Source organism: Synechococcus sp. BSA11S (assembly GCF_014224355.1).
Classification (GTDB): Bacteria; Cyanobacteriota; Cyanobacteriia; order PCC-6307; family Cyanobiaceae; genus Regnicoccus_A.
Map to the genome: position 1 here is coordinate 187,597 of NZ_VNWP01000004.1, position 23,675 is coordinate 211,271.

General features: G+C 67.6%; 25 protein-coding genes. 19 read left to right on the forward strand and 6 right to left on the reverse strand.

Translation table 11 applies throughout. The features are described from left to right. Positions 1–64 precede the first annotated feature (64 nt). From FPZ61_RS05560 to cbbX, 12 genes are all read left to right on the forward strand, one after another. Positions 65–406 carry a ribulose bisphosphate carboxylase small subunit gene (locus FPZ61_RS05560; protein ID WP_094513225.1) on the forward strand — a complete coding sequence of 114 codons (342 nt, stop codon included), beginning with the start codon at positions 65–67 and terminating at the stop codon, positions 404–406. A 159-nt stretch (positions 407–565) separates the two neighbouring features. Next, a complete protein-coding gene (locus FPZ61_RS05565; protein ID WP_185474765.1) occupies positions 566–3,004 on the forward strand; it encodes a CsoS2 family carboxysome shell protein in 2,439 nt (812 codons plus the stop codon). A 38-nt stretch (positions 3,005–3,042) separates the two neighbouring features. Beyond that, positions 3,043–4,605 carry a carboxysome shell carbonic anhydrase gene (locus tag FPZ61_RS05570; RefSeq protein WP_185465333.1) on the forward strand — a complete coding sequence of 521 codons (1,563 nt, stop codon included), beginning with the start codon at positions 3,043–3,045 and terminating at the stop codon, positions 4,603–4,605. Between the two features lies 1 nt (position 4,606). Further along, complete coding sequence (locus FPZ61_RS05575; protein WP_185465334.1) at positions 4,607–4,891, forward strand: carboxysome peptide A; 285 nt, start codon at positions 4,607–4,609, stop codon at positions 4,889–4,891. Continuing rightward, positions 4,891–5,142 carry a carboxysome peptide B gene (locus FPZ61_RS05580; protein WP_185465335.1) on the forward strand — a complete coding sequence of 84 codons (252 nt, stop codon included), beginning with the start codon at positions 4,891–4,893 and terminating at the stop codon, positions 5,140–5,142. The genes FPZ61_RS05575 and FPZ61_RS05580 overlap by 1 nt, the downstream gene beginning before the upstream one ends. Before the next feature lie 49 nt (positions 5,143–5,191). Further along, positions 5,192–5,743, forward strand: a complete 552-nt coding sequence (locus tag FPZ61_RS15800) for a BMC domain-containing protein (protein ID WP_304623089.1) — start codon at positions 5,192–5,194, stop codon at positions 5,741–5,743. 5 nt (positions 5,744–5,748) lie between these two features. After that, complete coding sequence (locus FPZ61_RS05590; RefSeq protein WP_185465337.1) at positions 5,749–6,219, forward strand: ferritin-like domain-containing protein; 471 nt, start codon at positions 5,749–5,751, stop codon at positions 6,217–6,219. A gap of 132 nt (positions 6,220–6,351) precedes the next feature. Further along, complete coding sequence (locus tag FPZ61_RS05595) at positions 6,352–8,196, forward strand: NAD(P)H-quinone oxidoreductase subunit F (RefSeq protein ID WP_185465338.1); 1,845 nt, start codon at positions 6,352–6,354, stop codon at positions 8,194–8,196. Positions 8,197–8,221: 25 nt separating this feature from the next. Continuing rightward, a complete protein-coding gene (locus FPZ61_RS05600) occupies positions 8,222–9,766 on the forward strand; it encodes an NADH-quinone oxidoreductase subunit M (protein WP_185465339.1) in 1,545 nt (514 codons plus the stop codon). After that, on the forward strand, positions 9,763–11,007 hold the full coding sequence (locus tag FPZ61_RS05605; protein ID WP_185465340.1) for a CO2 hydration protein: 1,245 nt from the start codon (positions 9,763–9,765) through the stop codon (positions 11,005–11,007). Before FPZ61_RS05600 ends, FPZ61_RS05605 begins: the two co-directional genes overlap by 4 nt. Before the next feature lie 9 nt (positions 11,008–11,016). Then, the gene (locus FPZ61_RS05610) at positions 11,017–11,265 is read left to right on the forward strand and encodes a 4a-hydroxytetrahydrobiopterin dehydratase (RefSeq protein WP_185465341.1); all 249 of its coding nucleotides are present in this window, start codon (positions 11,017–11,019) and stop codon (positions 11,263–11,265) included. Then, positions 11,262–12,185 (forward strand): CbbX protein, encoded by a 924-nt coding sequence (gene cbbX / locus FPZ61_RS05615; RefSeq protein ID WP_185465342.1) that lies wholly within the window; start codon positions 11,262–11,264, stop codon positions 12,183–12,185. Before FPZ61_RS05610 ends, cbbX begins: the two co-directional genes overlap by 4 nt. A 3-nt stretch (positions 12,186–12,188) precedes the next feature. On the opposite strand, the gene dnaA is transcribed toward cbbX, so the two are convergent. Further along, complete coding sequence (gene dnaA, locus FPZ61_RS05620) at positions 12,189–13,667, reverse strand: chromosomal replication initiator protein DnaA (protein WP_370593385.1); 1,479 nt, start codon at positions 13,665–13,667, stop codon at positions 12,189–12,191. Between the two features lie 54 nt (positions 13,668–13,721). Here dnaA and FPZ61_RS05625 point away from each other — a divergent pair, with 54 nt between their 5' ends. From FPZ61_RS05625 to FPZ61_RS05635, 3 genes are read left to right on the forward strand one after another with little or no spacing between them, the layout of a single operon-like run. Further along, the gene (locus FPZ61_RS05625; protein ID WP_255476134.1) at positions 13,722–14,879 is read left to right on the forward strand and encodes a trypsin-like peptidase domain-containing protein; all 1,158 of its coding nucleotides are present in this window, start codon (positions 13,722–13,724) and stop codon (positions 14,877–14,879) included. Further along, entirely contained in the window at positions 14,876–15,523 is a 648-nt protein-coding gene (locus tag FPZ61_RS05630; protein ID WP_370593386.1) for a TIGR04282 family arsenosugar biosynthesis glycosyltransferase, read from the forward strand. The genes FPZ61_RS05625 and FPZ61_RS05630 overlap by 4 nt, the downstream gene beginning before the upstream one ends. Further along, positions 15,520–16,230, forward strand: a complete 711-nt coding sequence (locus tag FPZ61_RS05635; RefSeq protein ID WP_370593387.1) for a TIGR04283 family arsenosugar biosynthesis glycosyltransferase — start codon at positions 15,520–15,522, stop codon at positions 16,228–16,230. The genes FPZ61_RS05630 and FPZ61_RS05635 overlap by 4 nt, the downstream gene beginning before the upstream one ends. A gap of 32 nt (positions 16,231–16,262) precedes the next feature. On the opposite strand, the gene FPZ61_RS05640 is transcribed toward FPZ61_RS05635, so the two are convergent. Next, positions 16,263–16,751 (reverse strand): GNAT family N-acetyltransferase, encoded by a 489-nt coding sequence (locus tag FPZ61_RS05640; RefSeq protein WP_185465343.1) that lies wholly within the window; start codon positions 16,749–16,751, stop codon positions 16,263–16,265. Between the two features lie 80 nt (positions 16,752–16,831). On the opposite strand from FPZ61_RS05640, the gene FPZ61_RS05645 reads away from it, so the two are divergent. After that, complete coding sequence (locus FPZ61_RS05645; RefSeq protein WP_185465344.1) at positions 16,832–17,584, forward strand: alpha/beta fold hydrolase; 753 nt, start codon at positions 16,832–16,834, stop codon at positions 17,582–17,584. A gap of 3 nt (positions 17,585–17,587) precedes the next feature. Here the strand turns inward: FPZ61_RS05645 and FPZ61_RS05650 are convergent, their stop codons facing one another. Both FPZ61_RS05650 and hisG read right to left on the reverse strand, forming a co-directional pair. Next, positions 17,588–19,387 (reverse strand): ABC transporter ATP-binding protein, encoded by a 1,800-nt coding sequence (locus FPZ61_RS05650; protein ID WP_185465345.1) that lies wholly within the window; start codon positions 19,385–19,387, stop codon positions 17,588–17,590. Continuing rightward, entirely contained in the window at positions 19,387–20,055 is a 669-nt protein-coding gene (hisG, locus tag FPZ61_RS05655; RefSeq protein WP_185465346.1) for an ATP phosphoribosyltransferase, read from the reverse strand. Before hisG ends, FPZ61_RS05650 begins: the two co-directional genes overlap by 1 nt. A gap of 29 nt (positions 20,056–20,084) precedes the next feature. On the opposite strand from hisG, the gene gloB reads away from it, so the two are divergent. Then, positions 20,085–20,846 (forward strand): hydroxyacylglutathione hydrolase, encoded by a 762-nt coding sequence (gloB, locus tag FPZ61_RS05660; RefSeq protein WP_185465347.1) that lies wholly within the window; start codon positions 20,085–20,087, stop codon positions 20,844–20,846. On the opposite strand, the gene FPZ61_RS05665 is transcribed toward gloB, so the two are convergent. Further along, positions 20,847–22,064, reverse strand: a complete 1,218-nt coding sequence (locus tag FPZ61_RS05665) for an ABC transporter ATP-binding protein (protein ID WP_255441395.1) — start codon at positions 22,062–22,064, stop codon at positions 20,847–20,849. 11 nt (positions 22,065–22,075) lie between these two features. Between FPZ61_RS05665 and FPZ61_RS05670 the strand changes: the two genes are divergently transcribed. Both FPZ61_RS05670 and FPZ61_RS05675 read left to right on the forward strand, forming a co-directional pair. Next, positions 22,076–22,471, forward strand: coding sequence for a RidA family protein (locus tag FPZ61_RS05670; protein WP_185465348.1), 396 nt, complete (start codon positions 22,076–22,078; stop codon positions 22,469–22,471). 141 nt (positions 22,472–22,612) lie between these two features. Beyond that, positions 22,613–22,885, forward strand: coding sequence for a hypothetical protein (locus FPZ61_RS05675; protein ID WP_185465349.1), 273 nt, complete (start codon positions 22,613–22,615; stop codon positions 22,883–22,885). A 6-nt stretch (positions 22,886–22,891) separates the two neighbouring features. Here the strand turns inward: FPZ61_RS05675 and FPZ61_RS05680 are convergent, their stop codons facing one another. Continuing rightward, positions 22,892–23,668, reverse strand: a complete 777-nt coding sequence (locus FPZ61_RS05680; RefSeq protein WP_185465350.1) for a TIGR01458 family HAD-type hydrolase — start codon at positions 23,666–23,668, stop codon at positions 22,892–22,894. Positions 23,669–23,675 lie beyond the last annotated feature (7 nt).

A 23,675-nucleotide genomic window follows, 5' to 3' on the forward strand; every position in this document is an offset into this window, starting at 1 on the left:
ACATTTCCTCCCCGCGGTCACATCCGGTTTGCTTCCATTCACCTGATTCCACTCAAGGATCCCCATGCCCTTCAAGAGCACCGTGGGTGACTACCAAACAGTCGCCACCCTGGAGACCTTCGGCTTCCTCCCGCCGATGTCTCAGGACGAGATCTATGATCAGATCGCCTACATCATTGCCCAGGGGTGGAGCCCCCTGGTGGAACACGTCCACCCCAGCCGTTCGATGGCGACCTACTGGTCGTACTGGAAACTTCCGTTCTTCGGTGAGAAGGATCTGGGCGTGATCGTCAGTGAACTCGAGGCCTGCCACCGCGCCTACCCCGACCACCACGTGCGTCTGGTCGGCTACGACGCCTACACCCAGAGCCAGGGTTCCTGCTTCGTGGTCTTCGAAGCACGCTGATCTGCGCAGCAGGGCCAGGTTGGACCTGACCCTGCTGTCTACCTTTTTCTTTCCTTCGCCGGCTCGTGAACGGAGGGTGACAACAGCAAGCCTCTGGGCCTGTTGTTTCTCTTCTCGCTCCAGCCGTTTCCTTCAAGGTTGTTTCTTCACAGGGCGGACATGGCATCTCAATCCAGTCGCGAAGCGGCCCTTGCGCGCCGAATGGCGCTCTCCACGGCCGGTAAAACGGCGGAGAAGAGGTATGCCAACAGTGCCAACCGCACCCGCAGCGCGGCCGAAGCGCGACCCAGCCGCTCCACGCCGGTGATGCCCGTCAGCCGCGAAGCTGAGCCCATCAGCTCTGCCCGCGAGCCCAAGTCTTCCCGCGCCTCGGCCCGCTCCCAGTCCCTGTTCGGCCCCAGCGCCGGGGAATCCTCGATCCCTTCGCGCACCATCAGCCGCTCGGCGATCAGCAACCCCAGCCGGGAGCTGGTGCTGGCCCGGCGCGAAGCTCTCAGCAAGCGTGGCAAGCGCGCCGACACCAGCAAGGACCGCAGCCGTGATGGGAGCTCCCGCCCCGGTGCAACCACAGCCAGGCCGGCAGTGACTCCTGAACCCAGCGCTGGCACCTCCAGCCTTCCCACTCTGTCCCTGGGCAGCGCTCCTGCAAGTTCCGGCGGTGATCGCCGCAGCAACGGCAGCCGGCCCACGAGCAAGCGCTCCGCCCAGTTCAACCCCAGCCGCGCCATCGTCATGGCCCGCCGGGAAGCGCTCTCCAAGCGCGGCAAATCCGCCTCCACCAACAGCTCCAGTGGCACCGCAGCGGTGGTGCGCCAGTCGAACCCCGACATCAGCAGCCGGGAACTGGCCCACCGCATTCGCGATCTCAAGAGCAAGAACGGAGCAGGTGCTGTCTGCCGGGGCACCGGAGTCACCCGCCCCACGGGACCACGTCGCAGGGCCGACAAGGTGGACGGGGCCCAGGATGCCAGCTGGAAAGTGGGAGCCAGTGAAACCATGCGTGGCCAGGTGGTGACCGGCACCCAGGCCAACCGCTCCGAGAAGACCACCGGCAACGAGGCCAGCACCTGCCGCCCGGTCACGGGCACCGACTACATGGGTGCGGAAATCTTCCGCAGCTTCTGCCAGAGCGAGCCCGAACCGCTTCAACCCGCCAAGGTCCGCGTCACGGCCACCAGCCATGGCAACCGGGTCACCGGCAACGAAGTGGGTCGCTCAGACAAGGTCACCGGGGATGAGCCCGGGACCTGCAAGAGCATCACCGGCACGGAATACATCGCGGCCAACCAGGCGGAAGCCTTCTGCGGCACCACCTCCGTGAGTCCCCGCAAGGTCGGCCTCAGCCAGACCGTTGCCGGGCGCCCCGTTTCGGGGGTGATGGTGGGCCGCTCCGAGCGGGTCACCGGCGATGAGCACGGCGCCGGCATTCAGCCCACCGGCACCCAGTACGTGGGCTCCGACTCGATCACGACCCCCGGCGAGGCACCGGCCAAGGTGGCCAGCGTTCAGACCCTGCGTGGCACGGGGATCACCGGGACGCTTGTGGGTCGCAGCGACAGGGTCACCGGTGACGAGCCCGGCTCCTGCCGCCGCGTCACCGGTGACGAATACATCGGCAGCCAGCAGTACCAGAATTTCTGCGGCGGCCGCCCGGAACCCGAGGCGGCCAAGGTGGGCTTCAGCCTCACCAACAAGCAGCTGATCGTCTCCGGTACCAACACCGGTCGCTCCTCCAGGGTCACCGGTGATGAGCCCGGCACCTGCAAGGCCGTCACGGGCACCCCCTACGCAGGTCTGGAGCAGGCCAGCGCCTGGTGCGATGCCGGCTCGGTGCGCTCCATCCGCCAGCGGACCCCGGCCCGCACCGGCACCCCCGGTCCTCGCCTCAGTGGCCTGCAACCCGGCATCGGCGGGGTGATGACCGGTGCCTCCAGGGGCGCCTGTGAACCGATCTCCGGCACCCCCTACGTGGGCGTCGATCAGTACAACGAAGCCTGCAGCGCCGCGCAGGGCCATGAAGCTGATTTCCCCCAGCCGCTGGAAGCCCAGCCCTGGCAGGAGTTCAGCGTGCAATCACCGGCCCGCGCCGCCCATCAGCAACGGGAGCGCAGCTCCGCCGTCACCGGCACCCGCTACGAAACCAGCGCCAGAATCACCGGCCCTTTTGATCTGGCCGGTGGCAAGGTCACCGGCACCGAGCAGGCTCGCTTCGACAACCGCGGCCCCCAGCCGCTCACCCCTGTACGGCGTCAGACCTCCGTTCTGCCCTCCCGCCCCCCGGTGGATGCGCCGGCTTCCAGTGCCCCCGTCAGCGTTGATGAAGACGTCAGGCCCACCAGCCGCGTCACCGGTGAAGGCATCTCCGCCGGCCTGAACATCACCGGTGACGACTGGGATCGGGGCAAGAGGGTCACCGGCACCGAGGGGGCCTCGGCCCGTCGGCGCAACCCCACCCGCACGGGGCCGATGTCGGCGATGTCCAACATCCCCCTCAAGCGCAATGACGAGGTGATGCAACCGGTCAGTCGCGTCACGGGCTCCAGCGGCAACACCGACAAGGGTTCGCTGATCACCGTTTCCGGCGGTGCCCGCGGCTGATTCCCCTCCCCCGTCCCACCCTGTCGCAGCACTGAACCTTGCCCCGCCCCCGCCGCTACGGCTCCGCCGAGAGGCCCCTGGCTCCCACTGCACCAGCACGCCGTCCCCCCTCCAGCTTCAGGCTCTCCGGTTCAATCCCGGGCGGGCGAAGCCATGCCGCCAACGCGGTTGAGCGTCACCCGCTCACCGATGGGGCCGCCAACGCTCGCCTCGAGGCCTACGACAGCCAGGTGAAGGGTTGCTTTGATCGGATCGTGCCTGTGCTCAAGCGGCTTTCGGCCCTCCAGCACGACGATGATTTCGTTGAGCAGGCTCAGCGTCATGCCCGCAGGGAGCTTGGCCACGAGCTTCCGCCACCGATTCTGGAATCGGCCTGGGTCACCCAGCTCGACATGCGCAGCCTGTTCGCCTGGTGCCTGTTCAAGGCCTATGAAGAGGTCAGCTCCTCCTTCTTCCGCGACGACCCACTCCAGGGTCGGGACGGCAGCGAAAGCTCCGAGGCCTTCAACGCGTTCCTCCTCTCCTGCGGCTTTCACCTGCTGGATGTGAGCCCCTGCGCCGATGGGCGCCTGGCCCATGCCATCGCCTATGCCCTGCGCATTCCCTTCGGTTCGGTGCGTCGCCGGCCCCATGCCGGGGCCATGTTCGATGTGGAGAACACCGTCGACCGCTGGGTGCGTACCGAGCATCTGCGCTTCCGGGAGGCTCGCCCCAACGGCGCCCATGAGCCCACCCGTTACCTGAAGGTGGTGGTGTATCACTTCAGCTCCCGGGATCCCCGCCATGAAGGCTGTGCCGCCCATGGCTCCAACGATGCCGCCGCCGCCGCCGCTGGCCTGCAACGGCTGCAGGAGTTCCGGCAGGCGGTGGAGAACAGCTTCTGCTGTGGGGCCTCCGTCGATCTGTTGCTGATCGGGCTGGACACCGACACCGATGCCATCCGGGTGCATGTTCCCGATGTCAGCGGTCACACCGATCTGGAGCACTGGCTCGACGCCCTCGATCTGCATGCCGCCACCCTGGGGCTCTCGCCCGAGGCTGCCAGGGACAGGCTCCTGGCCCTGGTGCTGGCCGCCCGCTCAGACAGCGGTGAGCAGGGCAGCGGGGTGGCGGTTGATCCAGGCATGGCCCGGTTGATCGCGCGCCTGATCGAGCACAACATCTCCCAGATCGACTTCGTGCGTGCTTACCACCACGGGGCCTACGCCGACGCGGGCCATGCCGAGCGCTTCATTGGGGTCGGCATTGGCTTCAAGGAGATTCATCTCCGCAATCTCACCTACTTCGCCCACATGGACACCGTCGAGGAAGGGGCTGCCGACCTCGACGTGGGCGTCAAGATCTTCACTGGACTGAACGTGTCCCGCGGCCTGCCTATCCCGGTGGTGATCCGTTTCGATTACCACGGCAGTGTTCCCGGGGCCCGAGATCGTGCCGTGCTCTACTGCCGGCGAACCGATGAAGCCATTCAGAACCGCTACCCCGAGCTCGTGGCCAGCGGCCAGTTGCACACGTTGCTCAGCGTGCGCGATCGGGATCAGCACAGCCCCGCCGAAACGGTAGGGTCCTCGATCAGGCTGGAAACAGGCGGAGGCCATTGAGATGCTGATCTGCAGGGTTCTCAAGCCGCTGGTGTCCACCAATCGGATCCCAGAATTCGAGCACAAGCACCTTCAGGTGGTGCTGGATGGCAGTTCCCAGAAGGTGGCTGTCGACGCCGTGGGGTGCATTCCCGGCGACTGGGTGATCTGTGTGGGCAGTTCCGCTGCCCGCGAAGCCGCCGGCAGCAAGTCTTACCCCAGCGATCTCACCATCGTGGGGATCATCGACCACTGGGATCCCGATGCGGGCAAACCCAACCCGGCACCCGCTCCTGGAGCAGGCTGATGGAAATCATGCAAGTCACCGGCTCCCTGGTCTGCAGCCAACGTGTTGAGGGCCTGCTCCACTGGCAGTTGCGCATCCTGCGCTCCAACAAGGGCAAGTTGATGGTCGCCGTCGACCCGGTCGGAGCCTCACCCGGCAACTGGGTGTTCACCGCCAGTGGCTCCGCCGCCCGCTTCGCCTCCGGCAACCCCGAGACCCAGACCGACCTGACCATCGCGGGGATCATTGATCTCTGGGATCCAGACGGTTGATCCCCTTCGCCCGCCCGTTTTCTCCGCAGTCGTCCCCCCAGCTCGATCCATGGCCACACCCTCCTCCCGCCAACCCTCCTCCCGGCGCACCAGTGCCAGCAGTGGTGTGAGCCGAGCTGCAGCCGCCAAGGCTCTTCCCGCTTCAGCAAGCACCCCTCCCCCTGCCGACAGCCCCGTGGACCCGCCTACCGCCTCAGGTTCATCCACATCCGCTGGTCCACCGGCGGCCAAGGCCACCGGCAGCTCCGGCGGCTCGACCCCTCCCTCCAAGTCCTCCTCCTCTCCCAAAGCCATGGCTTCGACCCCGCACGGCATCGCTCTCGGCATGATCGAAACCCGTGGCCTCGTCCCCGCCATCGAGGCGGCGGACGCCATGACCAAGGCCGCTGAAGTCACGATGATCTCGCGTGAATTCGTGGGTGGCGGCTATGTGACCGTGATGGTGCGGGGCGAAACAGGCGCGGTCAACGCCGCGGTGCGCGCCGGTGCCGATGCCTGTGAGCGCGTCGGCGACGGCCTGGTGGCCGCCCACATCATTGCCCGCCCCCACAGCGAGCTGGAGCCGGTGCTCGCCTTCAGTGGCGCTGAGCGCAGGAGCTGATCGGCATGGAGACCGTTCACCCAAGGGTGCTGGGCTACCTGGGACGGGCGCTGAGCCTCGAACTCTCCGCGGTTCAGCAGTACATGACCCAGGCCTCCCTGCTTGCGCTCTGGGGGGATGCCGCCTCCGCCGACCGTTTCCGCCAGGAGACGGTCGAGGAGATGCAGCACGCCGAGCGGCTGGTGCAGCAGATGCTGCGTCTCGGCGTGGCCCCGGCCGCGTCCCAGCTGAAGCCGGTGAGCACCGCCCGCGATCTGATCGGGCTGCTTCGCCTCAACATCGTGCTGGAGGACGAACTGATCCAGCACTACGCCGAGGCCAACCGCTTCTGCCTGCTGGTGGGTGATCAGGCCAATGCCCAGTTCTTCCACGACCTCTGGCAGGAGGAGGCCCAGCATGGTGAGGAGCTTGAGGCCTGGGTCCGGGACCTGGCGGGCCTGGAGCGTTCCAGGACCTCCCAGCGGGTCACCTTCTGAGCCTCCTGTCCGGTGCCTGGGAGGCGGGGTTTCGGCTTCGGATCAGTGACGGTGCACGACGAAGCGCGCCACAACTGGATTCCGCTGGCGTCCTGGCCTTGAATTGTCGGCCAGCAGTCGTTTCAGTTCTCCTTGCCCACGGCTCTCCCCCTGCCCGTTCAGCTGGCCTGGCTGATTCCGATCTATGGCTTCCTCGGGGTGGGCCTGTCGTTGCCCTGGGCCTGCGGCTGGTTCCGGCTCACAGGACCGAGGCCCGCCGCGTACCTCAACATCCTGGTCACGATGCTGGCCTTTCTGCACGGCAGCCTGCTGATGGTGATCGTGCTGCGCGATGGCAGTTACAGCCTCAGCCACGACTGGTTTCAGACCGCTGATCTGCAGCTGCGGCTGAGCTTCGAACTCTCTCCCACCAGCCTGGCCAGCCTGGAGCTCGTCACGGGGCTGAGTCTGCTGGCTCAGGTGTTCGCTCTGGGCTATCTGGACAAGGAGTGGTCGCTGGCCCGGTTCTACGCGCTGGTGGGCTTCTTTGAAGGAGCCATGGCCGGTGTTGTGCTCTCCAGCTCCCTGTTCCTCACCTACTTCCTGCTGGAGATGCTCACGCTCTCCACTTACCTGCTGGTGGGGTTCTGGTATGCCCAGCCCCTGGTGGTCACCGCTGCCCGCGATGCCTTCCTCACCAAGCGGGTCGGCGATGTGCTGCTGCTGATGGGCGTGGTTGCGCTGTCGGCCTGGGCCGGGGTGATGACGTTCGAGGACCTCTACAGCTGGGTCCCCCAGGCCGGTCTTTCTCCTCTGGCCGGCAATCTGCTCGGTCTCGGGCTGATCGCCGGACCCTTGGGTAAATGCGCCCAGTTCCCGATGCACCTCTGGCTGGATGAGGCCATGGAGGGCCCCAACCCCGCCTCGATCCTGCGCAATTCGGTCGTGGTCACCTGCGGGGCCCTGGTGCTGCTGCGGCTGATGCCCATCCTGCAGCTCTCGCCCCTGAGCCTGGCGGTGCTGGTGGCGCTGGGATCGATCACAGCAGTGGGCGGGTCGCTGGTGGCGATCGCCCAGGCCGACATCAAACGCACGCTCTCCTACACCACCAGCGCCTACATGGGCCTGGTGTTCGTGGCCATCGCCCTGCAGCTGCCCGCCATCGCCCTGCTGCTGCTCTTTGCCCATGCCGTGGCCAAGGCGCTGCTGTTCATGAGCGTGGGCAGCGTGATCGCCACCACCAACTGCCAGGACCTCTCGGAACTGGGGGGAATGGGCAGCCGCATGCCCGCCACCACCCTGGCCTTCCTGGTGGGTGGGGCCGGATGCACGGCTCTGGTGCCCCTGGGCTGCTTCTGGGCGTTCGCCCTGACTGTGGAGGCGCTGGGGCGGACGGCTCCGGCCCTTGCCGCCATCGTGCTGATCACCAACAGTCTCACCCTGGTGAATCTCACCCGGGTGTTCAGGCTGGTGTTCCTGGGTCCCTCCCAGCCCAAAACCAGACGCGCCCCTGAAGCCAACTGGTCGATGGCCGTGCCGATGGTGGCGCTCACCGTGCTGGTGCTGGTGACCCCCTGGATCATGGCCCGCATCGATCCGGTCCCTGGCCTGGCCTCCTTCTCTCCCCAGGTGCTCGGTTGGCTGATTCTCAGCAGTGTGCTGGGGCTGGTGATCGGCAGCAGGATTCCCCTGCACAAGGCCTGGTCGCGGCCGATCCAGTCCTATTGGCGGGTGGTGCAGGACCTGCTGGCCTTCGACTTCTACACCGACCGGATCTACCGGGTCACGATCGTGGCTCTGGTGGCCAATCTGGCCATGGCGATCGACTGGTTCGACCGCAGGGTGGTGGATGGGCTGGTCAACAGGCTGGGGCGGCTGTCGCTGGCCAGTGCCGAGGGACTGCGGCTGGGGGTGAGCGGCCAGATGCAGACGTACGTGCTCACAGGTGTGGTGGCGATCGTGCTGCTGCTCACCTCGATGTCCTGGCTGGTGCGATGACTGCCACCACTCTCGGAGCGAGCCGATGCTGAGCGCCCTGCTGCTGATCCCCCTTGTGGGGGCCTTGCTCCTGCTGGTCTGGCCTGGAGACCCTGAGTCTCAGCGGTGGAGGTGGGCCACCCTGGCCCTGCTGGGGCTGCAGTTGTTCTGGTCGCTGGCGGTGCTGCTGCGCTTCGATCCAGCGATCGGCGGGGCCCAGCTGCTGGAGGTGGCCCCCTGGGTGGGAACGCTCGGACTCGAATACCGGCTGGGGGTGGATGGCCTCTCCCTGCCGCTGGTGCTGATCAATGGTGTGCTGAGTTTTGTGGCCGTGGCCGTGACGGCGGCAGACACCAGCCGTCCTCGTCTGTATCACGCCCTGCTGCTGCTGATCAGCGGAGCGGTGAACGGGGCTTTTCTGGCCCAGAACACCCTGCTCTTCTTCCTGTTCTATGAGCTGGAGCTGATCCCGCTCTGGCTGCTGATCGCCATCTGGGGCGGCCGCAACCGTGCCTACGCCGCCACCAAATTCCTGATTTTCACAGCCCTCTCGGGGATGTTGATTCTCGGGGCCTTCTTCGGGCTGGCCCTGGCCACGGGCAGTGCCGATTTCAGCTTCAACCCCCTGCTCGCCCAGGACGTGGGCCTGGGGGTCCAGCTGCTGCTGCTGGGGGCGCTGCTGGTGGGATTCGGCATCAAGATCCCACTGGTGCCCTTTCACACCTGGTTGCCGGATGCCCACACCGAAGCCTCCACTCCGGTGTCGGTGCTGCTGGCCGGGGTGCTGCTCAAGCTGGGCACCTATGGCCTGCTGCGTTTCTGCCTCGGCCTCTTCCCCGAGGCCTGGGGGGTGATGGCCCCCTGGCTGGCGGGCTGGGCGGCCCTGTCGGTGCTGTTCGGTTCCCTGGCGGCGATTCAGCAGCAGGACATGAAACGGATGGTGGCCTACAGCTCGGTGGGTCATATGGGCTATGTGCTGCTGGCGGCGGCGGCCGCCACTCCGGTGAGCCTGCAGGGGGCCCTGTTCCAGATGATCAGCCACGGGCTGATCTCCGCTCTGCTGTTCCTGCTGGTGGGTGTGGTCTACAGCGCCACCGGTACCCGCGACATGAACGTGTTGCGGGGGCTGCTCAATCCCCAGCGGGGGCTTCCCCTCACCGGTTCGCTGATGGTGGTGGGCGTGATGGCCAGCGCCGGCATCCCCGGCATGGCCGGCTTCGTGGCGGAGTTTCTGGTCTTCCGCGGCAGTCTGGTGGCCTTCCCTCTACAGACGCTGCTCTGCATGGTGGGCTCGGGCCTGACGGCGGTCTACTTCCTGCTGCTGGTGAACCGGGCCTTCTTCGGGCGCCTCGACACCCCCCCGACCACCCAGCAGGTTGTGCTGCCTTCGATCCCCCTGGGCCATCAGATTCCTGCCATGGCCCTGGCCGTGGCCATCCTGGCCATCGGGCTGCTGCCCCAGGGTCTGGGCAGCCTGATGGAGCGGAGCTCCTTCGCTCTGACCCTGCCGCCCCGGGTGATCGCCGCCAGCCTCGATTCAGCCATCTCCTCAGCCACCACAACACCCGCCATCCGCCTGGAGCAGGGATGAACCAGCCCACCCCCGGCCTCCCGCACCACTGCGGCCCATCCCAGGGCCAGGGCCAGCTTCAGGGCCCGGAAGGGGATGCCCAGCTGCTGCTGGAGCGGCTGCTGAGCGGCACGACCCTGCTGGAGGAGTCGAGCGACCATGTGCTGGAGGTGGTGGCCGTGCTCGAGAGTTATGGCCACGTGCTCGATGCCTACAGCCTCAACCTGATTCACCAGGCCCAGCGTGAGTTCCTCAACCCGCTGCCGGTGTTCCGCTTCTTCAACGGCGCCCTCACCCCGGCACGGCTCTGGCGCCATCTGTTGCACGATCGGATCAACTTCGAGTACGCGGAGTATTGCCAGCGCTCGATGCTCTGGCATGGCACCGGCGGCCTCGACACCTACCTCGACAGCGAGGCCTTCCTCGAAACCTGCACCAGGGTGATCCGTCAGCGCTGCCGGCGCGACCCGTTGCTGGCGGCCCTGCAGCGGGGCTTCCCGGGCTTCCTGCCGGAGCAGATTCGCTCCTCCGCCACCGCCAGCGCCCTCGGGCAGTTCTGGCGGGTGATGAGCGATCTGTTTCTGGATCTGGCCAGGGCTCAGCGCAGCGGAGCCGTGAATTCCATCGCCGCGGTGGTGCGCTTCATCCAGGACGGGCTGGTGGCCGCCGCCGGCGCACCGATCACCTACTCCGTCGACGTGGGGGGAGTGGCTTTCGGGATCCTTCCGCCCGAGGCCGGCCTCACCTTCCTGGTGGATGTGGCCGTCCCCTACGTCGAAGCGGTGTTTCTGCGGGGCACACCCTTTCTGGGCACCGTGTCGTTCAACGCCCAGGCGCGTCAGATTCCCCACGACCAAAGCCAGTTCACTTACGGCGCCCTCTATGCCGATCCTCTGCCGACCATGGGGGCGGGCATCCCCCCCAGCCTGCTGATGCAGGACATGCGCCGTCACCTGCCTCCCGAGCTGGAGCAGCACTACGCCCGGGAGGGGCGGGGCCTGGGCGACCTCTACGTGAAAATCTGCACCAGCTTCCAGAAGGCGATGTTCTGTGTCACCAATGCCGCCATCGCCGGCACCTTCCCCCACCCCCTGACCAGCGATGATCCGCTCGAGCGCGAGGCCAACCACGCCTATGCCGCCGCCTGGGTGGAGCGTCTCAGAATCGCCCGCATCGACTGCCTTCCCGCCAGCGGGGTCGTGGCGCCGGAGCCTCTGGCCCAGGATGGAATCGAGCTGGAGGCAAACCAAAGGCTGGGCTAGGTTTCGACCATGGATCAGCCTTGGACCCACCGGCAGCGTCCCGAACGGCTGGAGCGCCGCATCGAGTTCGCCGACTACGAAACCACCCGAGTCTTCCTCGAGCGGCTCAACGATCTCTCCGAGCAGGAGAAGCGTTATCCCGATATCAGCTTCGGCCGCACCTATGTCAACCTGACCCTCAGGCCCCAGCAGGAGGACGGCACCATCGAGGCCGTTGACCATTCCATCGCAGCAGCCATCGATGCACTCCTGCCATGACGGAGGTCAGCGCCGATGACACCCCCGTCGATCTGCGCGCCGCCTACGACGGCACCGGAGTGAGTGAGGTGCTCGATCAACTCGATCGCGAGTTGATCGGACTGCGCCCGGTGAAAACCCGAATCCGTGAGATTGCCGCCCTGCTGGTGGTCGAGCGGGCTCGAAAGCAGGTGGGGCTCCCTACTACGGCCCCGAGCCTTCACATGTCGTTCACCGGTCGACCGGGCACCGGCAAGACCACGGTGGCTGAGCGCATCTCCGAGATCCTGCACCGGCTGGGGTATGTGCGCAAGGGCCATCTCGTCACCGCCACCCGGGATGATCTCGTGGGTCAGTACATCGGCCACACCGCGCCAAAGACCCGTGACATGCTCAAGAAGGCGATGGGTGGCGTGTTGTTCATCGATGAAGCCTACTATCTCTACCGGCCAGAGAATGAACGGGATTATGGCTCTGAAGCGATTGAGATCCTGCTGCAGGTGATGGAGAATAATCGCGATGATCTGGTGGTGATCTTCGCTGGTTACAAGGACAAGATGGATGTGTTCTATCAATCGAATCCAGGGCTCTCCTCGCGGGTGGCCAACCACATCGACTTTCCCGACTACACCGCCGCAGAGTTGCTGTCCATTGCCCAGCTGATCCTCGCCGCTGAGAGCTACCGCTTCGGCGATGAGGCCAAGGCCGCCTTCTATGAATACATCCAGCGGCGGATGCAGCTGCCCTTCTTCGCCAATGCCCGCTCGATCCGCAATGCCATCGACCGGGCGCGCATGCGTCAGGCCAACCGGCTCTTCAACCACATGGGGCGTGGCCTGACCAAGCTGGATCTGATCACGATCCAGGCCGATGACATCACCGCCAGCCGGGTGTTTCAGGGGGAAGTGGAGGGGCTCGACCCCAGCCTGCCGCTCACCTGAACTTCAGCGCCGGCGGCGACTGTCGATCTGAAGCAGATCACGGACCTGCTGCAGCTGACGGGCCAGGGAGGGATCGATGGCCAGTTTCTTCTCCACCTGCTCCACTGCGTACATCACGGTGCTGTGGTCCTTACCTCCGAAGACATCGCCGATGCGCGGCAGGCTCAGATCGGTGCTCTGCCGGATCAGGTACATGCCCACCTGGCGGGCCTGGCTCACCGCCCGCTTGCGGCTGCTGCTGCGCATCTCCTCGCCGCTCACGCCAAACACCTCCGCCACTTTCTCCACCACCTGCTGAGGGGTGACCTGTACCTCATTGCCCACCGGATCGAGCATCGGCGCCACGGATTCAACCGTCATCGGCAGACCGGTGATGGAGGCGAAGGCCACCGCTCTTGTCAGGGCGCCCTCCAGTTCGCGGATGTTGGAGGTGAAACGGCCCGCCAGATACTGGATCAGGTCACGGGGCAGGGCCATCCGTTCCTGCTCTGCCTTCTTGTGCAGAATCGCCATGCGCGTTTCCAGATCCGGCGCCTGGATGTCGGCGATCAGGCCCATCGAGAAGCGAGAGATCAGCCGCTCCTGCAGCCGCGGAATCTGACTGGGGGGCCTGTCACTGGCGATCACGATCTGACGGCCGGCCTCGTGCAGGGCGTTGAAGGTGTGAAAGAACTCCTCCTGGGTGTACTCCTTCCCTTCGATGAACTGGATGTCATCCACCAGAATCAGATCCGCGGCGCGGTAGCGGTCGCGGAACTTCTGCATGCCGTCCTTGCGGATGGCCTGGATCAGGTCGTTGGTGAAGGTTTCGGTGGACACGTAGAAGACCCGGGCCTCCGGATCGATCTCCAGGCGGTAGTGGCCGATCGCCTGCATCAGGTGGGTCTTCCCCAGGCCGACGCCGCCGCAGAGGAAGAGCGGATTGAACTCACGTCCGGGCGCCTCGGCCACCGCCAGGGCCGCCGCGTGGGCCATGCGGCTGTTGGGACCCACCACGAAACGGTTGAAGACATACCGGGGGTTGAGACCGGGAGCCGGACGGCGGGGGGTCTCGCCGCTGGCGGTGGGGCCGGCGGAGCCAGCTGTGGCTCGCAGCACCGCCCCCGGCGAGGCACCGGCCACGGTCTGCTGGGCGCTGGACGGACGCTCGGCGGGGGCGGACCCATTGAGGGCCGCATCCATCTCCTGCACCGCCGCGGTTCCCACCTCCACCTGAATGGCCTGACCGGCAAGGTCGGTAGCCACCGCTGCGATCATGACGAGATAGTTCTTGCGCAGCCAACCGCTGGCGAAGCTGTTGGGAGCCTCCAGCTGCAGCTGTCCATCGGCATAGCCGGTGCAGCGGGCCGGGCGGATCCAGGTCTCGAATGTGGGCTTGCTGAGGTTGGCCTGCAGTGCCTCCTGGACGCGGTGCCACAGCTCCTGTCCCTGCTGCACCGTCCACCCCCCTCTCAGCCAGTGGCCGAATATAAGCAGCTTCACCGACGGGCTCAGTCTTTAATGAAGCGCTTTGCGGCCCAGCTCCGCTTCCATGCCATGACTCCCCACCGGCCCGATGGCCTTCCCGTGCGCCTGAGGGCTCTGGCCGCTGCGGGGCTCTGCGGAATCCTGCTGGGCAGCTGCGGGTTCCAGCTGCCGAACATGCCCGGTCTGCCCAAGCGCGCCCCAGATGCTCCGGGTCCCAGGGTCAGTGATGCCCTCCCCGCAGCGCCCCTGCAGGCCGGTAGGAACGTGATCGTCAGCGCTGCCGAGAAGGTCGGTCCGGCGGTGGTACGCATCGACACGGTCAAGCGGGTGATCAACCCATTGGGGGGGCTGTTCGGCGGTGGTCCCTCGATCCAGCAGCAGCAGGGCCAGGGATCAGGCTTCATCACCCGCTCCGACGGGGTGATTCTCACCAACGCCCACGTGGTGGAGGGGACCAGTGAGGTGTCGGTGACCCTGCCGGACGGCCGCAGTTTCAACGGCAAGGTGCTGGGCGCCGATCCCCTCACCGACATCGCCGTGGTTCGGGTGGTGGCCCAGAAGCTGCCGGTGGCGCCCCTGGGGGATTCCAGCAATGTGCGCCCCGGTGAGTGGGCGATCGCGATCGGCAACCCCCTCGGCCTCGACAACACCGTGACCGCTGGCATCATCAGCGCGATCCAGCGCACCAACGCCATCGGCGAAGGCCAGCGGGTGCCCTACATCCAGACCGACGCAGCGGTCAATCCCGGCAACAGTGGCGGCCCACTGATCAACGACCGCGGCCAGGTGATCGGGGTGAACACCGCCATCCGCCAGGCTCCGGGGGCAGGCCTGAGCTTCGCGATCCCGATCAATCAGGCCAAGCAGATCGCCGCTCAGATCCTGGAGAAGGGGCGCGCCTCCCACCCCTACATCGGTGTGCGCCTTCAGGCGCTCACACCCCAGCTGGCGCGGGAGATCAATGCCACGTCCAGCGAGTGCCGCCTGCCGGAGACCGATGGGGTCGTGGTGGTGGAGGTGCTCAGCGGCAGTCCGGCGGCCAAGGCGGGGTTGCAACCCTGTGATCTGATCCAGACCGTTGGTGGCCAGGCAGTCAAGAACCCCTCCGAGGTTCAGGTGGCCGTCGATCAGGGCAAGGTCGGCCAACCCCTGACGATCACCATCCGGCGGGGCTCAGGCAGCCGCAGCATCACCCTCGAGCCGGCGGAGCTGCCATCCAGAGAGTGAACCCTGCGACGGTGCGTCGGCCCTGGCGTCAGGTGGTGGTGATGGCCCGCTGGCCGGCCAGGGGTCGGTGCAAGAGCCGCCTGGGAGCGGGCATCGGCCTGGCGGCGGCTGCCGGCATTCAGCGGCGCCTGAGTGAGCACACCCTGGCGGCGGCCAGGCCCCTGGGACGAAGGGAGCACCAGCCTGGCTGGGGCACGGAGCTGGTGCTGGCGGTGGGAGGCCTGGGTCCCCGGGGGGCCAGACGCTGGGGGCAGAGCCTGGGGGCCGACCGGGCCGTGCTTCAGGGGGGTGGTGGCCTGGGCAGCCGGATGGTGCGCCAGCTGGCGCGGGCCTGCCGTGAGGGGGCCCGGCAGGTGCTGCTGATCGGCACCGATCTGCCCCTGCTGGCCACCGCCGATCTGGAGTCGGCCTTCGCCGCCTTCGCAAGCCGTTCCCTGGTGCTCGGTCCCGCCAGCGATGGCGGCTACTGGCTGATTGGGCTGACGGGCCCTCAGCCCGGGTTGTTCAGCGGAATCCCCTGGGGCAGCGCCGATGTGCTGCGCCTCACCCTCGAGCGGGCACAGCAGCTGGGGCTGGAGCCGGTGCTGCTGGCACAACGGCAGGATCTCGACCGACCTGGGGATCTGGAGCCCTGGCTGGGGTGAAGACGCGGTCTGTGGGCCATCGCAGCGTTGCTCCCCTGGCGGTGGTGATCCCTGCGCTGAACGAGGCCGCGCACCTGCCGGCCCTGCTGGCGGACCTGGCCATGGCTCCCCCCGGACTGATCGAGACCTGGGTGGTGGATGGAGGCAGCCACGACGGCAGCCCATGCCTCTCGGCTCTGGCAGGTGCGCAGGTGGTGCACACAGCGGGCGGCCGGGGCTGCCAGCTGGTGAGGGGAGTGGCGCTCAGCACAACCCGATGGCTGCTGTTGCTGCATGCCGATCTGCGACTGCCGCGCCAGTGGTGGGCGGCTGTGGAGCAGGCCATGGCCGGCCCTGAATCTCCCTGGTGTTTTCGCCTCGGGATCCAGGGGGCTTCCCCGGCCCTGCGTCTGGTGGAGTGGGGCGTGAGGCTGCGCAGCGGCCCCGGGCAATTGCCCTACGGCGACCAGGGGCTGCTGCTGCCACGCCGGTTGCTGGATCGCGCCGGCGGCTTGCGGGCCTTGCCGCTGATGGAGGATCTCGAGCTGGTGCTGCGCCTGCGCCGTCTGGGGCCCATCCGCGACCTGGGCCTGTCGGTGCAGGTGGATGGCCGCCGCTGGCAGCGCCTGGGGGTCTGGGGCGCCGCCTGGCGCAATGCCCGGCTGCGACGCGCCTGGCGCCGGGGTGTCGATCCCTCGATCCTGGCGGAGCGCTATTACCAAGCCTGATCAGCCCGCGGGAGGCTTCGGGCAGGCCTGCCTCAGGGGGAATACCAGAAGGCGCAGCGCCGCTGGTGCGGTTCCAGCTCCCAGCCCTGCGACTGATAGAAGCCCACCACTTCAGGATCGGCAAACAGGCTGACCCGGTCGACCTCCATCCGGCGCAGCTGCTCGAGCACATAGTCCATCAACTGCCGGCCCAGGCCGGCCCCTTGATAGAGCGGATGCACGGCCACATCCCAGACCGTGGCCTCCAGCACCCCATCACCGGTGCAGCGGGCGAATCCCACCAGCCGCGGCACCCTGGAGTCATGGCGCCAGAGGCCCACCCGCAGCAGGCTGTGCTGCAGGGCCTTGCGCACCCGCCGGATCGGACGACGGCTCCAGCCGACGGCATCGCAGAGCTGCTCGAGTTCCACCAGATCGATCTCCCGCTCCAGGCTGAGCACGAGCTCCAGCTGGGGGTTCGGACTGGGGCAACGCCGCCAGCCCGAACCGTAGAAGCTGGCGAGGAGCGGGTCAGTGTCCAAACCAGACGGCCGAGGCAACGCATTGGCACGATCCTGCCCGATCGAGGGCCTTCCGGGGCAGGCTGGAGTCTGACCCCCTGATGGGATTGGTTGCACCCGCCCAGGCCTTCAATCCCGATCCGCCCAGGCTGCTGCTGGTGGCTCTGCACGGCTGGATGCTTTCCGGTCGGCTGTGGGATCCGCTGACGGCCGAGTTGGAACCCCGCTGGCGCCTCTGGTGTCCAGACCTGCCTGGCTTCGGATCGGAGCCCCGGCCGGCCGGCCTGCAACCGAGCCTGGCCAGCTACGGGCGCTGGGTGGGTGAAGCCTGTCACCGGATCGATCCCGACTCGCCCATGGTGCTGATGGGCCACTCCCTGGGAGGAAGCATTGCCCTGCACGCCGCCAGCTCCCTGGGGAGTCGGCTGCGGGGGGTGATCCAGATCGCCGCCGGTGGCGGGGTGTATCAGCCCAGGGCCTTCGCCCGGGTGCGTCGCGGTGGCTCCCTGTTCCTGCGGTTCCGCCCGGGCTGGCTGGCGCGATTGCCTGGTACGGCCGCGATCCGCAGCCCGCTGGTGGCGGAGACACACGCAGCCCGTGGGTTGCTGGCCTGCAGCACCAACCGCGGCGCTGTCAGTCAGCTGCCTTCGCTCACCGCGACCCTGCGGGTGCCGAGCCTCTGGATCGTGGGCAGCCAGGATCAGGTGATGGCCCCCCGCTACGTGCGCCACCTGGCCGGCTACGCGCCCGACCACGAGCTGGCCATGATTCCGGACTGCGGCCATCTGCCGATGCGGGAGAGCCCCCGCCAGCTGGCTGCTCTGATCGATGCCTGGCTGGAGCGGCTTCCCTGATCCCTAGAGGCGGGCCAGCCCACGCTCCTGGAGATCCGCCAGCTCGGCGTAGAGGCCGCCGGCTGCCCGCAGCTCCCGGTGGGTGCCCTGCTCGATCAGCCGTCCGCGGCGCAGGACCAGGATGCGATCGGCCGCCTCCACCGTGGCCAGGCGGTGGGCGATCACGATGGCGGTACGGCCGGTGAGCAGCCGCTCCAGATCGCGCTGGAGGGTGGCCTCCGTGGAGGGATCCATGAAGGCGGTGGCCTCATCCATCACCAGCACCGAGGGATCACGCATCGCTACCCGGGCAACCGACAGCAGCTGCCGTTCGCCAGAAGAGAGGTTGCCGCCGCGCTCGCGCAGTTCCGTGGCCAGCCCGTCGGGCAGGCGGCGCAGCAGGGGATCCAGACCCAGCTCGGCGCAGATCCGCTCCAGCTCGGCCTGGGCGATCGGGGCGTCCAGGCGCAGGTTGTCGGCCACATTGCCGCTGAACAGGAAGGTGTCCTGCAGCACCACCCCCAGCCTCTGACGCAGGGTGGTGCTTGGCAGCTCGCGGATGTCGATGCCATCGAGCAGGATCCGGCCGTTCTGGGGTTCGTAGAGCCGGCAGAGCAGCCGGATGATCGTGGTCTTGCCGGAGCCCGTGGGACCCACCAGGGCCACCTGCTCCCCAGGGGCGATGCGGAAGCTCAGGTTTGTGAGGATCGGATCATCAGGGCGGTAGGCAAAGCTCACGTTCTCGAAGATCACCTCGCCGGCGCTGGCGCGCTGCTGCCCGGAGCGCTGGGCGGCAGGGCTGCGCTGGTGCAGCTCCAGGTCGGAAATCTCGATCGGCTGCTCCATCAGTTCACCGATCCGCTCCACCGCAGTAAGACCTCCCTGGATCTGAGTGAAGCGTTCCGCCAGCTGGCGCAGAGGGTCGAACAGGCGCTGGGAGAAAAGGATGAAGGTGGTGAGGGTGCCCAGTCCGATGGTGCCGGCGAGCACCATCCAGCCGCCGAGGGCCAGCACCACCGCCACGGCGGTGAGGGCTACCCACTCGATGAAGGCCGAGACGGCACTTTCATAGAAGATCGTGCCGGTGACGGCACGGCGGTAGGCATTGGTGGTGACGGCGAAGCGGGCGCTGTTGGTGGCCTCGCGCCGGAACATCTGGACCACCTCCAGTCCCTGCAGGTTCTCCTGGAGATCGGCGTTGAGCTGGCTGAGCTCCTCGCGCACCCGGTAGTTGGCCTTGCGGTAACGGCCCTGCAGCCAGAGGATCACCAGCGTGGCAGGCACCTGGCTGACCAGCAGCAGGGCGCCGAGCCGCGGCTCGATGCTGACCATCGTGACGCCGATCACCAGCAGGGTGACCAGATCGGCCAGCACCCCCACGGCGCCGCTGCCGAACACTTCGGCGAGGGCGTCCACGTCGCTGGTGAGGCGGGTGAGCAGCTTGCCCACCGGGGTGCGGTCGTGGAAACGCAGGGAGAGGGCCAGGGCGTGGCGGAAGAGGTCGTCGCGGATCCGGGCGGTGAGCCGCTGGCCCAGGGCCTGGACGTTGTAGGTCTGGGCGCCCTGCAACGCGAGCCTCAGCAGCACTGCTCCGAACAGGATCAGCACCAGGGTGCGCATCGCCTGAGAGACGGTCTGCCCCGCCAGCCAGGCAGCGGTGGGCTCCCCGCGCAGCACGGCGATCGCCTGGCCGATCAACAGCGGCTGGATCGCAGCGGCCAGAGCCACAGGGATCAGCAGTAGAACCACCAGGATCAGGCGGCGCCGGTCGTGGCGGAGAAAGGGCAGCAGACGCCGGAGCCGTTGTCGGTCGAGAGCGGCCATCAGCGCAGGGAGGGGGCAGAAACGGACGCGGCCGCTGTGGTGGTGGTGGCGACCCGGTCGACGATCCCCTGAAGGTCACCGAGATCGAAACGCAGCGCCAGGGGGTTGCCGATCAGGCGGGCGGTGCTGTGGAACAACTCATCAATGGCCACCAGGCCGTTCTCGCGCAGGGTGCGGCCGGTGGCCACCAGATCGACGATCGCCTCCGACATGCCGGTGATCGGACCCAGCTCCACTGAGCCGGTGAGATGGATCAGCTCCACGGGCAGATCCAGCCCGGCGAAGAAGGCTTCAGCGCAGCGCACGAACTTGCTGGCCACGCGGCAGTGGGCCGGCAGCTCCGCCGCTCGGCTGTAGCCGCTGTTCTCCTTCACGGCCACGGCCATGCGGCAGCCGCCGAAGCCCAGATCCAGCAGCGGTGCCACCGGCAGCTGGTGCTCGCGCAGCACGTCGTCGCCCACCACCCCCAGCTGCGCCTGGCCGTAGGCCACGTAGACGGGCACATCGGCATTGCGCACCAGCAGGGCCCGGGCCCTGCCGCAGGGGCTGGGCACCATCAGCTGGCGGTTGTCGGCATCGAGCAGGGCGCTGAAGTCGAGACCGGCGGCGGCGAAGCAGCGCACCGAATCCTTGAGGAGGGCCCCTTTGGCCAGAGCGACGGTGATCATGGACTTGCACCGCAACCTGGACTGTACCGATGGGCGCGAGCCAGAGCGAGGTGGATCTGATCCCGGTGCTGCACGACAACTACGTGGCTGTCCTTCACAACGGGGTGCAGGCGGTGGTGGTGGATCCGGCTGTGGCTGAACCGGTGATCCAGTGGCTGGAGGCGCGTGGGCTGGAGTTGGTGGCGGTGCTCCAGACCCACCACCATTCCGACCACATCGGCGGAACCCCGGGGCTGCTGCGTCGCTGGCCGGCCGCAGCGGTGCTGGCCTCCGGCGCCGACCGGGCCCGCATCCCCTTCCAGACCGTGCCGTTGCAGGACGGCGATCACTTCGAGCTGCTGGGGCGGAGCATGACGGTGCTGGAGGTGCCCGGGCACACAAGATGCCATCTGGCCTTTCATCTTCCTGCCGTTCCCGGAGGCCACGGAGAGCTGTTCTGCGGCGACACCCTCTTCGCGGGCGGCTGCGGGCGCCTGTTCGAGGGAACCCCCGGCGAGATGCACCATTCCCTGCAGCGGCTTGGGGCCCTGCCCGGCGACACCCGCGTCTGGTGTGCCCATGAGTACACCCTCTCCAACCTGCGCTGGGCGGCGGCGAACAGCCCGCAGCCGGGAGCGGAGCAGCAGGCGATCCTGGAGCGCTTGGCTGCGGTGGAAGAGCTGCGGCGCCGGAAGCAACCCACCATCCCCAGCACGATCGCGCTGGAGCGGGCCACGAACCTGATGCTCAGGGCTGGCGATGCCGAGGTCTTCGCCGCCCGGCGTCGCAGCAAGGACCACTGGCAGGGGTGATCAGGGACCCTCAGGGCTGTGGGCCACCACAGGCCAGAGGCTCAGGCCGGAGGGGAAGAGGCGGGCGGGCTCGCCGGGGCGCAGCCAGGGGCGGCAGCGAAGGCCGAGGGGATAGTCGCGCTCGAGCGGCAGGCGGAACCTGAGATCGATCGGCGCCGCCGATGCGGTGGCTTTCAGCCGCACCTGGTAGAGCCACTCACGGCCGAGGAACTCCCGCGCCACCACCTCGCCGGTGCCGTTCGGGTCGGGGCTGAGATCGAAGGCCGAGGGGCCCAGCAGCACCTGCCAGGGACCGGGACCATGGCCGGCGGAGGCCGCCGATCCTGTCTCCTCCGGACGCAGGGGACCGAGGGCCGTGAGCAGGTGATCTCCGCTCCAGTGGCCATCGAGCAGGTTTCCCTGCAGCACGAAGCGGCCCACGAAGGCGGAGGCGGGAGCCCGGACCATCTCGCGGGGACTGCTGCACTGGTGCAGGTGGCCCGCCTGGAGCACCGCCACCCGATCACAGATGGCCAGGGCCTCCTCGGGGTCGTGGGTCACGATCAGGCCGCTGGCCTGGCAGCGGCTGAGCACCCCGGGCAGTTCGGCCCGCAGCCGCAGCCGCACCTCCACATCGAGATTGGAGAAGGGCTCATCCAGCAGCAGCAGCGTCGGCCCAGGGGCCAGGGCCCGCGCCAGGGCCAGACGTTGACGCTGGCCGCCCGAGAGTTCATGGGGATAGCGGCGCTCCAGCCCATTCAGACCGAGCAGTTCGAGCAGCCAGGTGGCGCGGCTGCGGTCCTGATGGGGCTTGAGGCCGAAACAGACGTTGCTCCAGGCATCGAGGTGGGGGAAGAGGGCGTAGTCCTGAAAGACCATCCCCACCCCGCGCCGCTCGGGCGCCAGCCAGCCATGGGGGCCGGCCACCTCCTGGCCATGAATCAGTATCCGGCCGCGGGCCGGGCGCTCGAAGCCGGCGATCAGGCGCAGCAGGGTGGTTTTCCCACAACCGGAGGGGCCCAGCAGGCCCACCAGTTCCCCTTGATGGAGCTCCAGGTTCACCCCCTGCAGGGTCCAGTCCTGGCTGGGAGCACCACCGCGGGCCACCGGATAGCGGTGCCACACGTTCTCCAGCCGCACCGGGTCAGGCCGCTTCTCCACCAGGGGGGTGATCGGCGCGGGACGTGAAGCCGGGGTGGAAGTGGCGATGGAGCCTGGTCCGTACACTCGAATCCCCATTTTCACCTGCCATGGGCACCGGCGCCGAGGCGATCACCACCGACGCAGCACCGGCACCGGTGGGTCCCTACAACCAGGCGGTCAAGGCAGGCGGCCTGCTGTTCTGCTCGGGCCAGATCGCCCTGGATCCGGCCACCGGCACCCTGGTGGGCGGAGGCGATGTGGAAGCGGAAACCCGGCAGGTGCTCGCCAACCTCCAGGCGGTGCTGAGCGCGGCGGGCTGCACGGCCCAGCAGGTGGTGCGCACCACCGTGTTCCTCACCGACCTGGCGGACTTCGCCAAGGTGAATGCCCTCTACGCGGAGCTCTTCTCCGCCGGGGTCTCGCCGGCCCGGGCCTGCGTCCAGGTGGCGGCACTGCCCAAGGGAGCCCTCGTCGAGATCGACTGCATCGCCCTGATGGGCTGAGGGCTGGTGGCCACCGGCCCAGCCGTCCCCCTTGCCCCCGTGGATCCAGCACGCATCCTTTGAGATCCGTGACTTGTGATGAAGGTGACAGTCAACAGCTGTCACAGCAGCCAGCATAGGGAGGTTGTCGATGTGCGGACCATGACGTTCTCTTCCTTCCGTACCGTCCCTGCCGGTCAGCAGGCCTCCGGGGTGCGCCTCTATCGGTTGGTCGACCAGCGTTGCTGTCCCCATCCTGTCCTCGACGACCATTTCGATTCGATGGATGCCGCCTGGGACGCCGCCCAGAAGTGGTGGCAGATGCACAGCAATGGACGCGAGGACCCGATCGGTATCGGCGTGGAGGTGAGCACACCCGGAGGCGACTGGCGCACCCTGCGCTATCCCGGAAACCACTGCAGCTGGACGCCCTGATCGGCTTCACTGGGCCAGGCAGCTGAGCAGATCCGGCAGTTCAGCGATCGACCCGATCACCGCAGCACCGGTTGGCAGGCGCTCCAGATCCTTCGCCTCGAACTTGCCGGTGCGCACCAGGCACCCGGCGATTCCCACGGTCATCGCTCCGGCCACATCGGCCTCCACGTCGTCGCCCACCATCAGGCACTCGTCTGGCGCGAGGCCGAGCGGGTGTAACAGCTCCAGGAAGAAGGGTGCCGCCGGTTTGCCCATCACGATCGGCTCCACCCGGGCAGCCCAGGCGATCGCCTGAACAAAGGCTCCGGCGTCGAGGAACCACTCGCCCCCCTCACGAAAGCAGCGGTTCATGCCGATGGCGACCAGGGGACACCCCTGGCGCACCAGACGAAAGGCGGCATTGAGGGCGCTGTAGTTCAGACCGTCGCGGGCATCGCCGAGCACGACGCTGTCCGCCTCAGGTCCCTCCGGATCATCAGCCTGAAGATCAGCAAAGAGAGGGGCGATGGCCGGATGCACGAGGCTGTGGGGGCGCAGGCCATGGCGCATGAGGTAGGTCCGCGCCGCCATCGGCGCGGTGAACAACTCGTCATCCGCAGGCCCCAGGCCCATCCGCTCAAGATCCCGCTGCAGCGATTCACGCGAGCGGCTGGCGGTGTTGGTGAGGAAGCGCAGCCGATACCCCTTCTGCCGCAACCAGCCCACCGTGGTCTCAGCCCCGGGACAGGGGCTGCCGTCCTCGAAGAGGACACCGTTGAGATCGAGCAACACAGCTTTGATCACGGTTGCC

What these genes read in the sequence shown, in the direction of transcription:
- FPZ61_RS05560 (WP_094513225.1), top strand. Translation starts at nt 65, where the DNA reads ATGCCCTTCAAGAGCACCGTGGGTGACTACCAAACAGTCGCCACCCTG.
- FPZ61_RS05565 (WP_185474765.1), top strand. Translation starts at nt 566, where the DNA reads ATGGCATCTCAATCCAGTCGCGAAGCGGCCCTTGCGCGCCGAATGGCG.
- FPZ61_RS05575 (WP_185465334.1), top strand. Translation starts at nt 4,607, where the DNA reads ATGCTGATCTGCAGGGTTCTCAAGCCGCTGGTGTCCACCAATCGGATC.
- FPZ61_RS05580 (WP_185465335.1), top strand. Translation starts at nt 4,891, where the DNA reads ATGGAAATCATGCAAGTCACCGGCTCCCTGGTCTGCAGCCAACGTGTT.
- FPZ61_RS15800 (WP_304623089.1), top strand. Translation starts at nt 5,192, where the DNA reads ATGGCCACACCCTCCTCCCGCCAACCCTCCTCCCGGCGCACCAGTGCC.
- FPZ61_RS05590 (WP_185465337.1), top strand. Translation starts at nt 5,749, where the DNA reads ATGGAGACCGTTCACCCAAGGGTGCTGGGCTACCTGGGACGGGCGCTG.
- FPZ61_RS05600 (WP_185465339.1), top strand. Translation starts at nt 8,222, where the DNA reads ATGCTGAGCGCCCTGCTGCTGATCCCCCTTGTGGGGGCCTTGCTCCTG.
- FPZ61_RS05605 (WP_185465340.1), top strand. Translation starts at nt 9,763, where the DNA reads ATGAACCAGCCCACCCCCGGCCTCCCGCACCACTGCGGCCCATCCCAG.
- FPZ61_RS05610 (WP_185465341.1), top strand. Translation starts at nt 11,017, where the DNA reads ATGGATCAGCCTTGGACCCACCGGCAGCGTCCCGAACGGCTGGAGCGC.
- cbbX (WP_185465342.1), top strand. Translation starts at nt 11,262, where the DNA reads ATGACGGAGGTCAGCGCCGATGACACCCCCGTCGATCTGCGCGCCGCC.
- FPZ61_RS05625 (WP_255476134.1), top strand. Translation starts at nt 13,722, where the DNA reads ATGACTCCCCACCGGCCCGATGGCCTTCCCGTGCGCCTGAGGGCTCTG.
- FPZ61_RS05645 (WP_185465344.1), top strand. Translation starts at nt 16,832, where the DNA reads ATGGGATTGGTTGCACCCGCCCAGGCCTTCAATCCCGATCCGCCCAGG.
- FPZ61_RS05650 (WP_185465345.1), bottom strand. Translation starts at nt 19,387, where the DNA reads ATGGCCGCTCTCGACCGACAACGGCTCCGGCGTCTGCTGCCCTTTCTC.
- hisG (WP_185465346.1), bottom strand. Translation starts at nt 20,055, where the DNA reads ATGATCACCGTCGCTCTGGCCAAAGGGGCCCTCCTCAAGGATTCGGTG.
- gloB (WP_185465347.1), top strand. Translation starts at nt 20,085, where the DNA reads ATGGGCGCGAGCCAGAGCGAGGTGGATCTGATCCCGGTGCTGCACGAC.
- FPZ61_RS05665 (WP_255441395.1), bottom strand. Translation starts at nt 22,064, where the DNA reads ATGGGGATTCGAGTGTACGGACCAGGCTCCATCGCCACTTCCACCCCG.
- FPZ61_RS05670 (WP_185465348.1), top strand. Translation starts at nt 22,076, where the DNA reads ATGGGCACCGGCGCCGAGGCGATCACCACCGACGCAGCACCGGCACCG.
- FPZ61_RS05675 (WP_185465349.1), top strand. Translation starts at nt 22,613, where the DNA reads ATGACGTTCTCTTCCTTCCGTACCGTCCCTGCCGGTCAGCAGGCCTCC.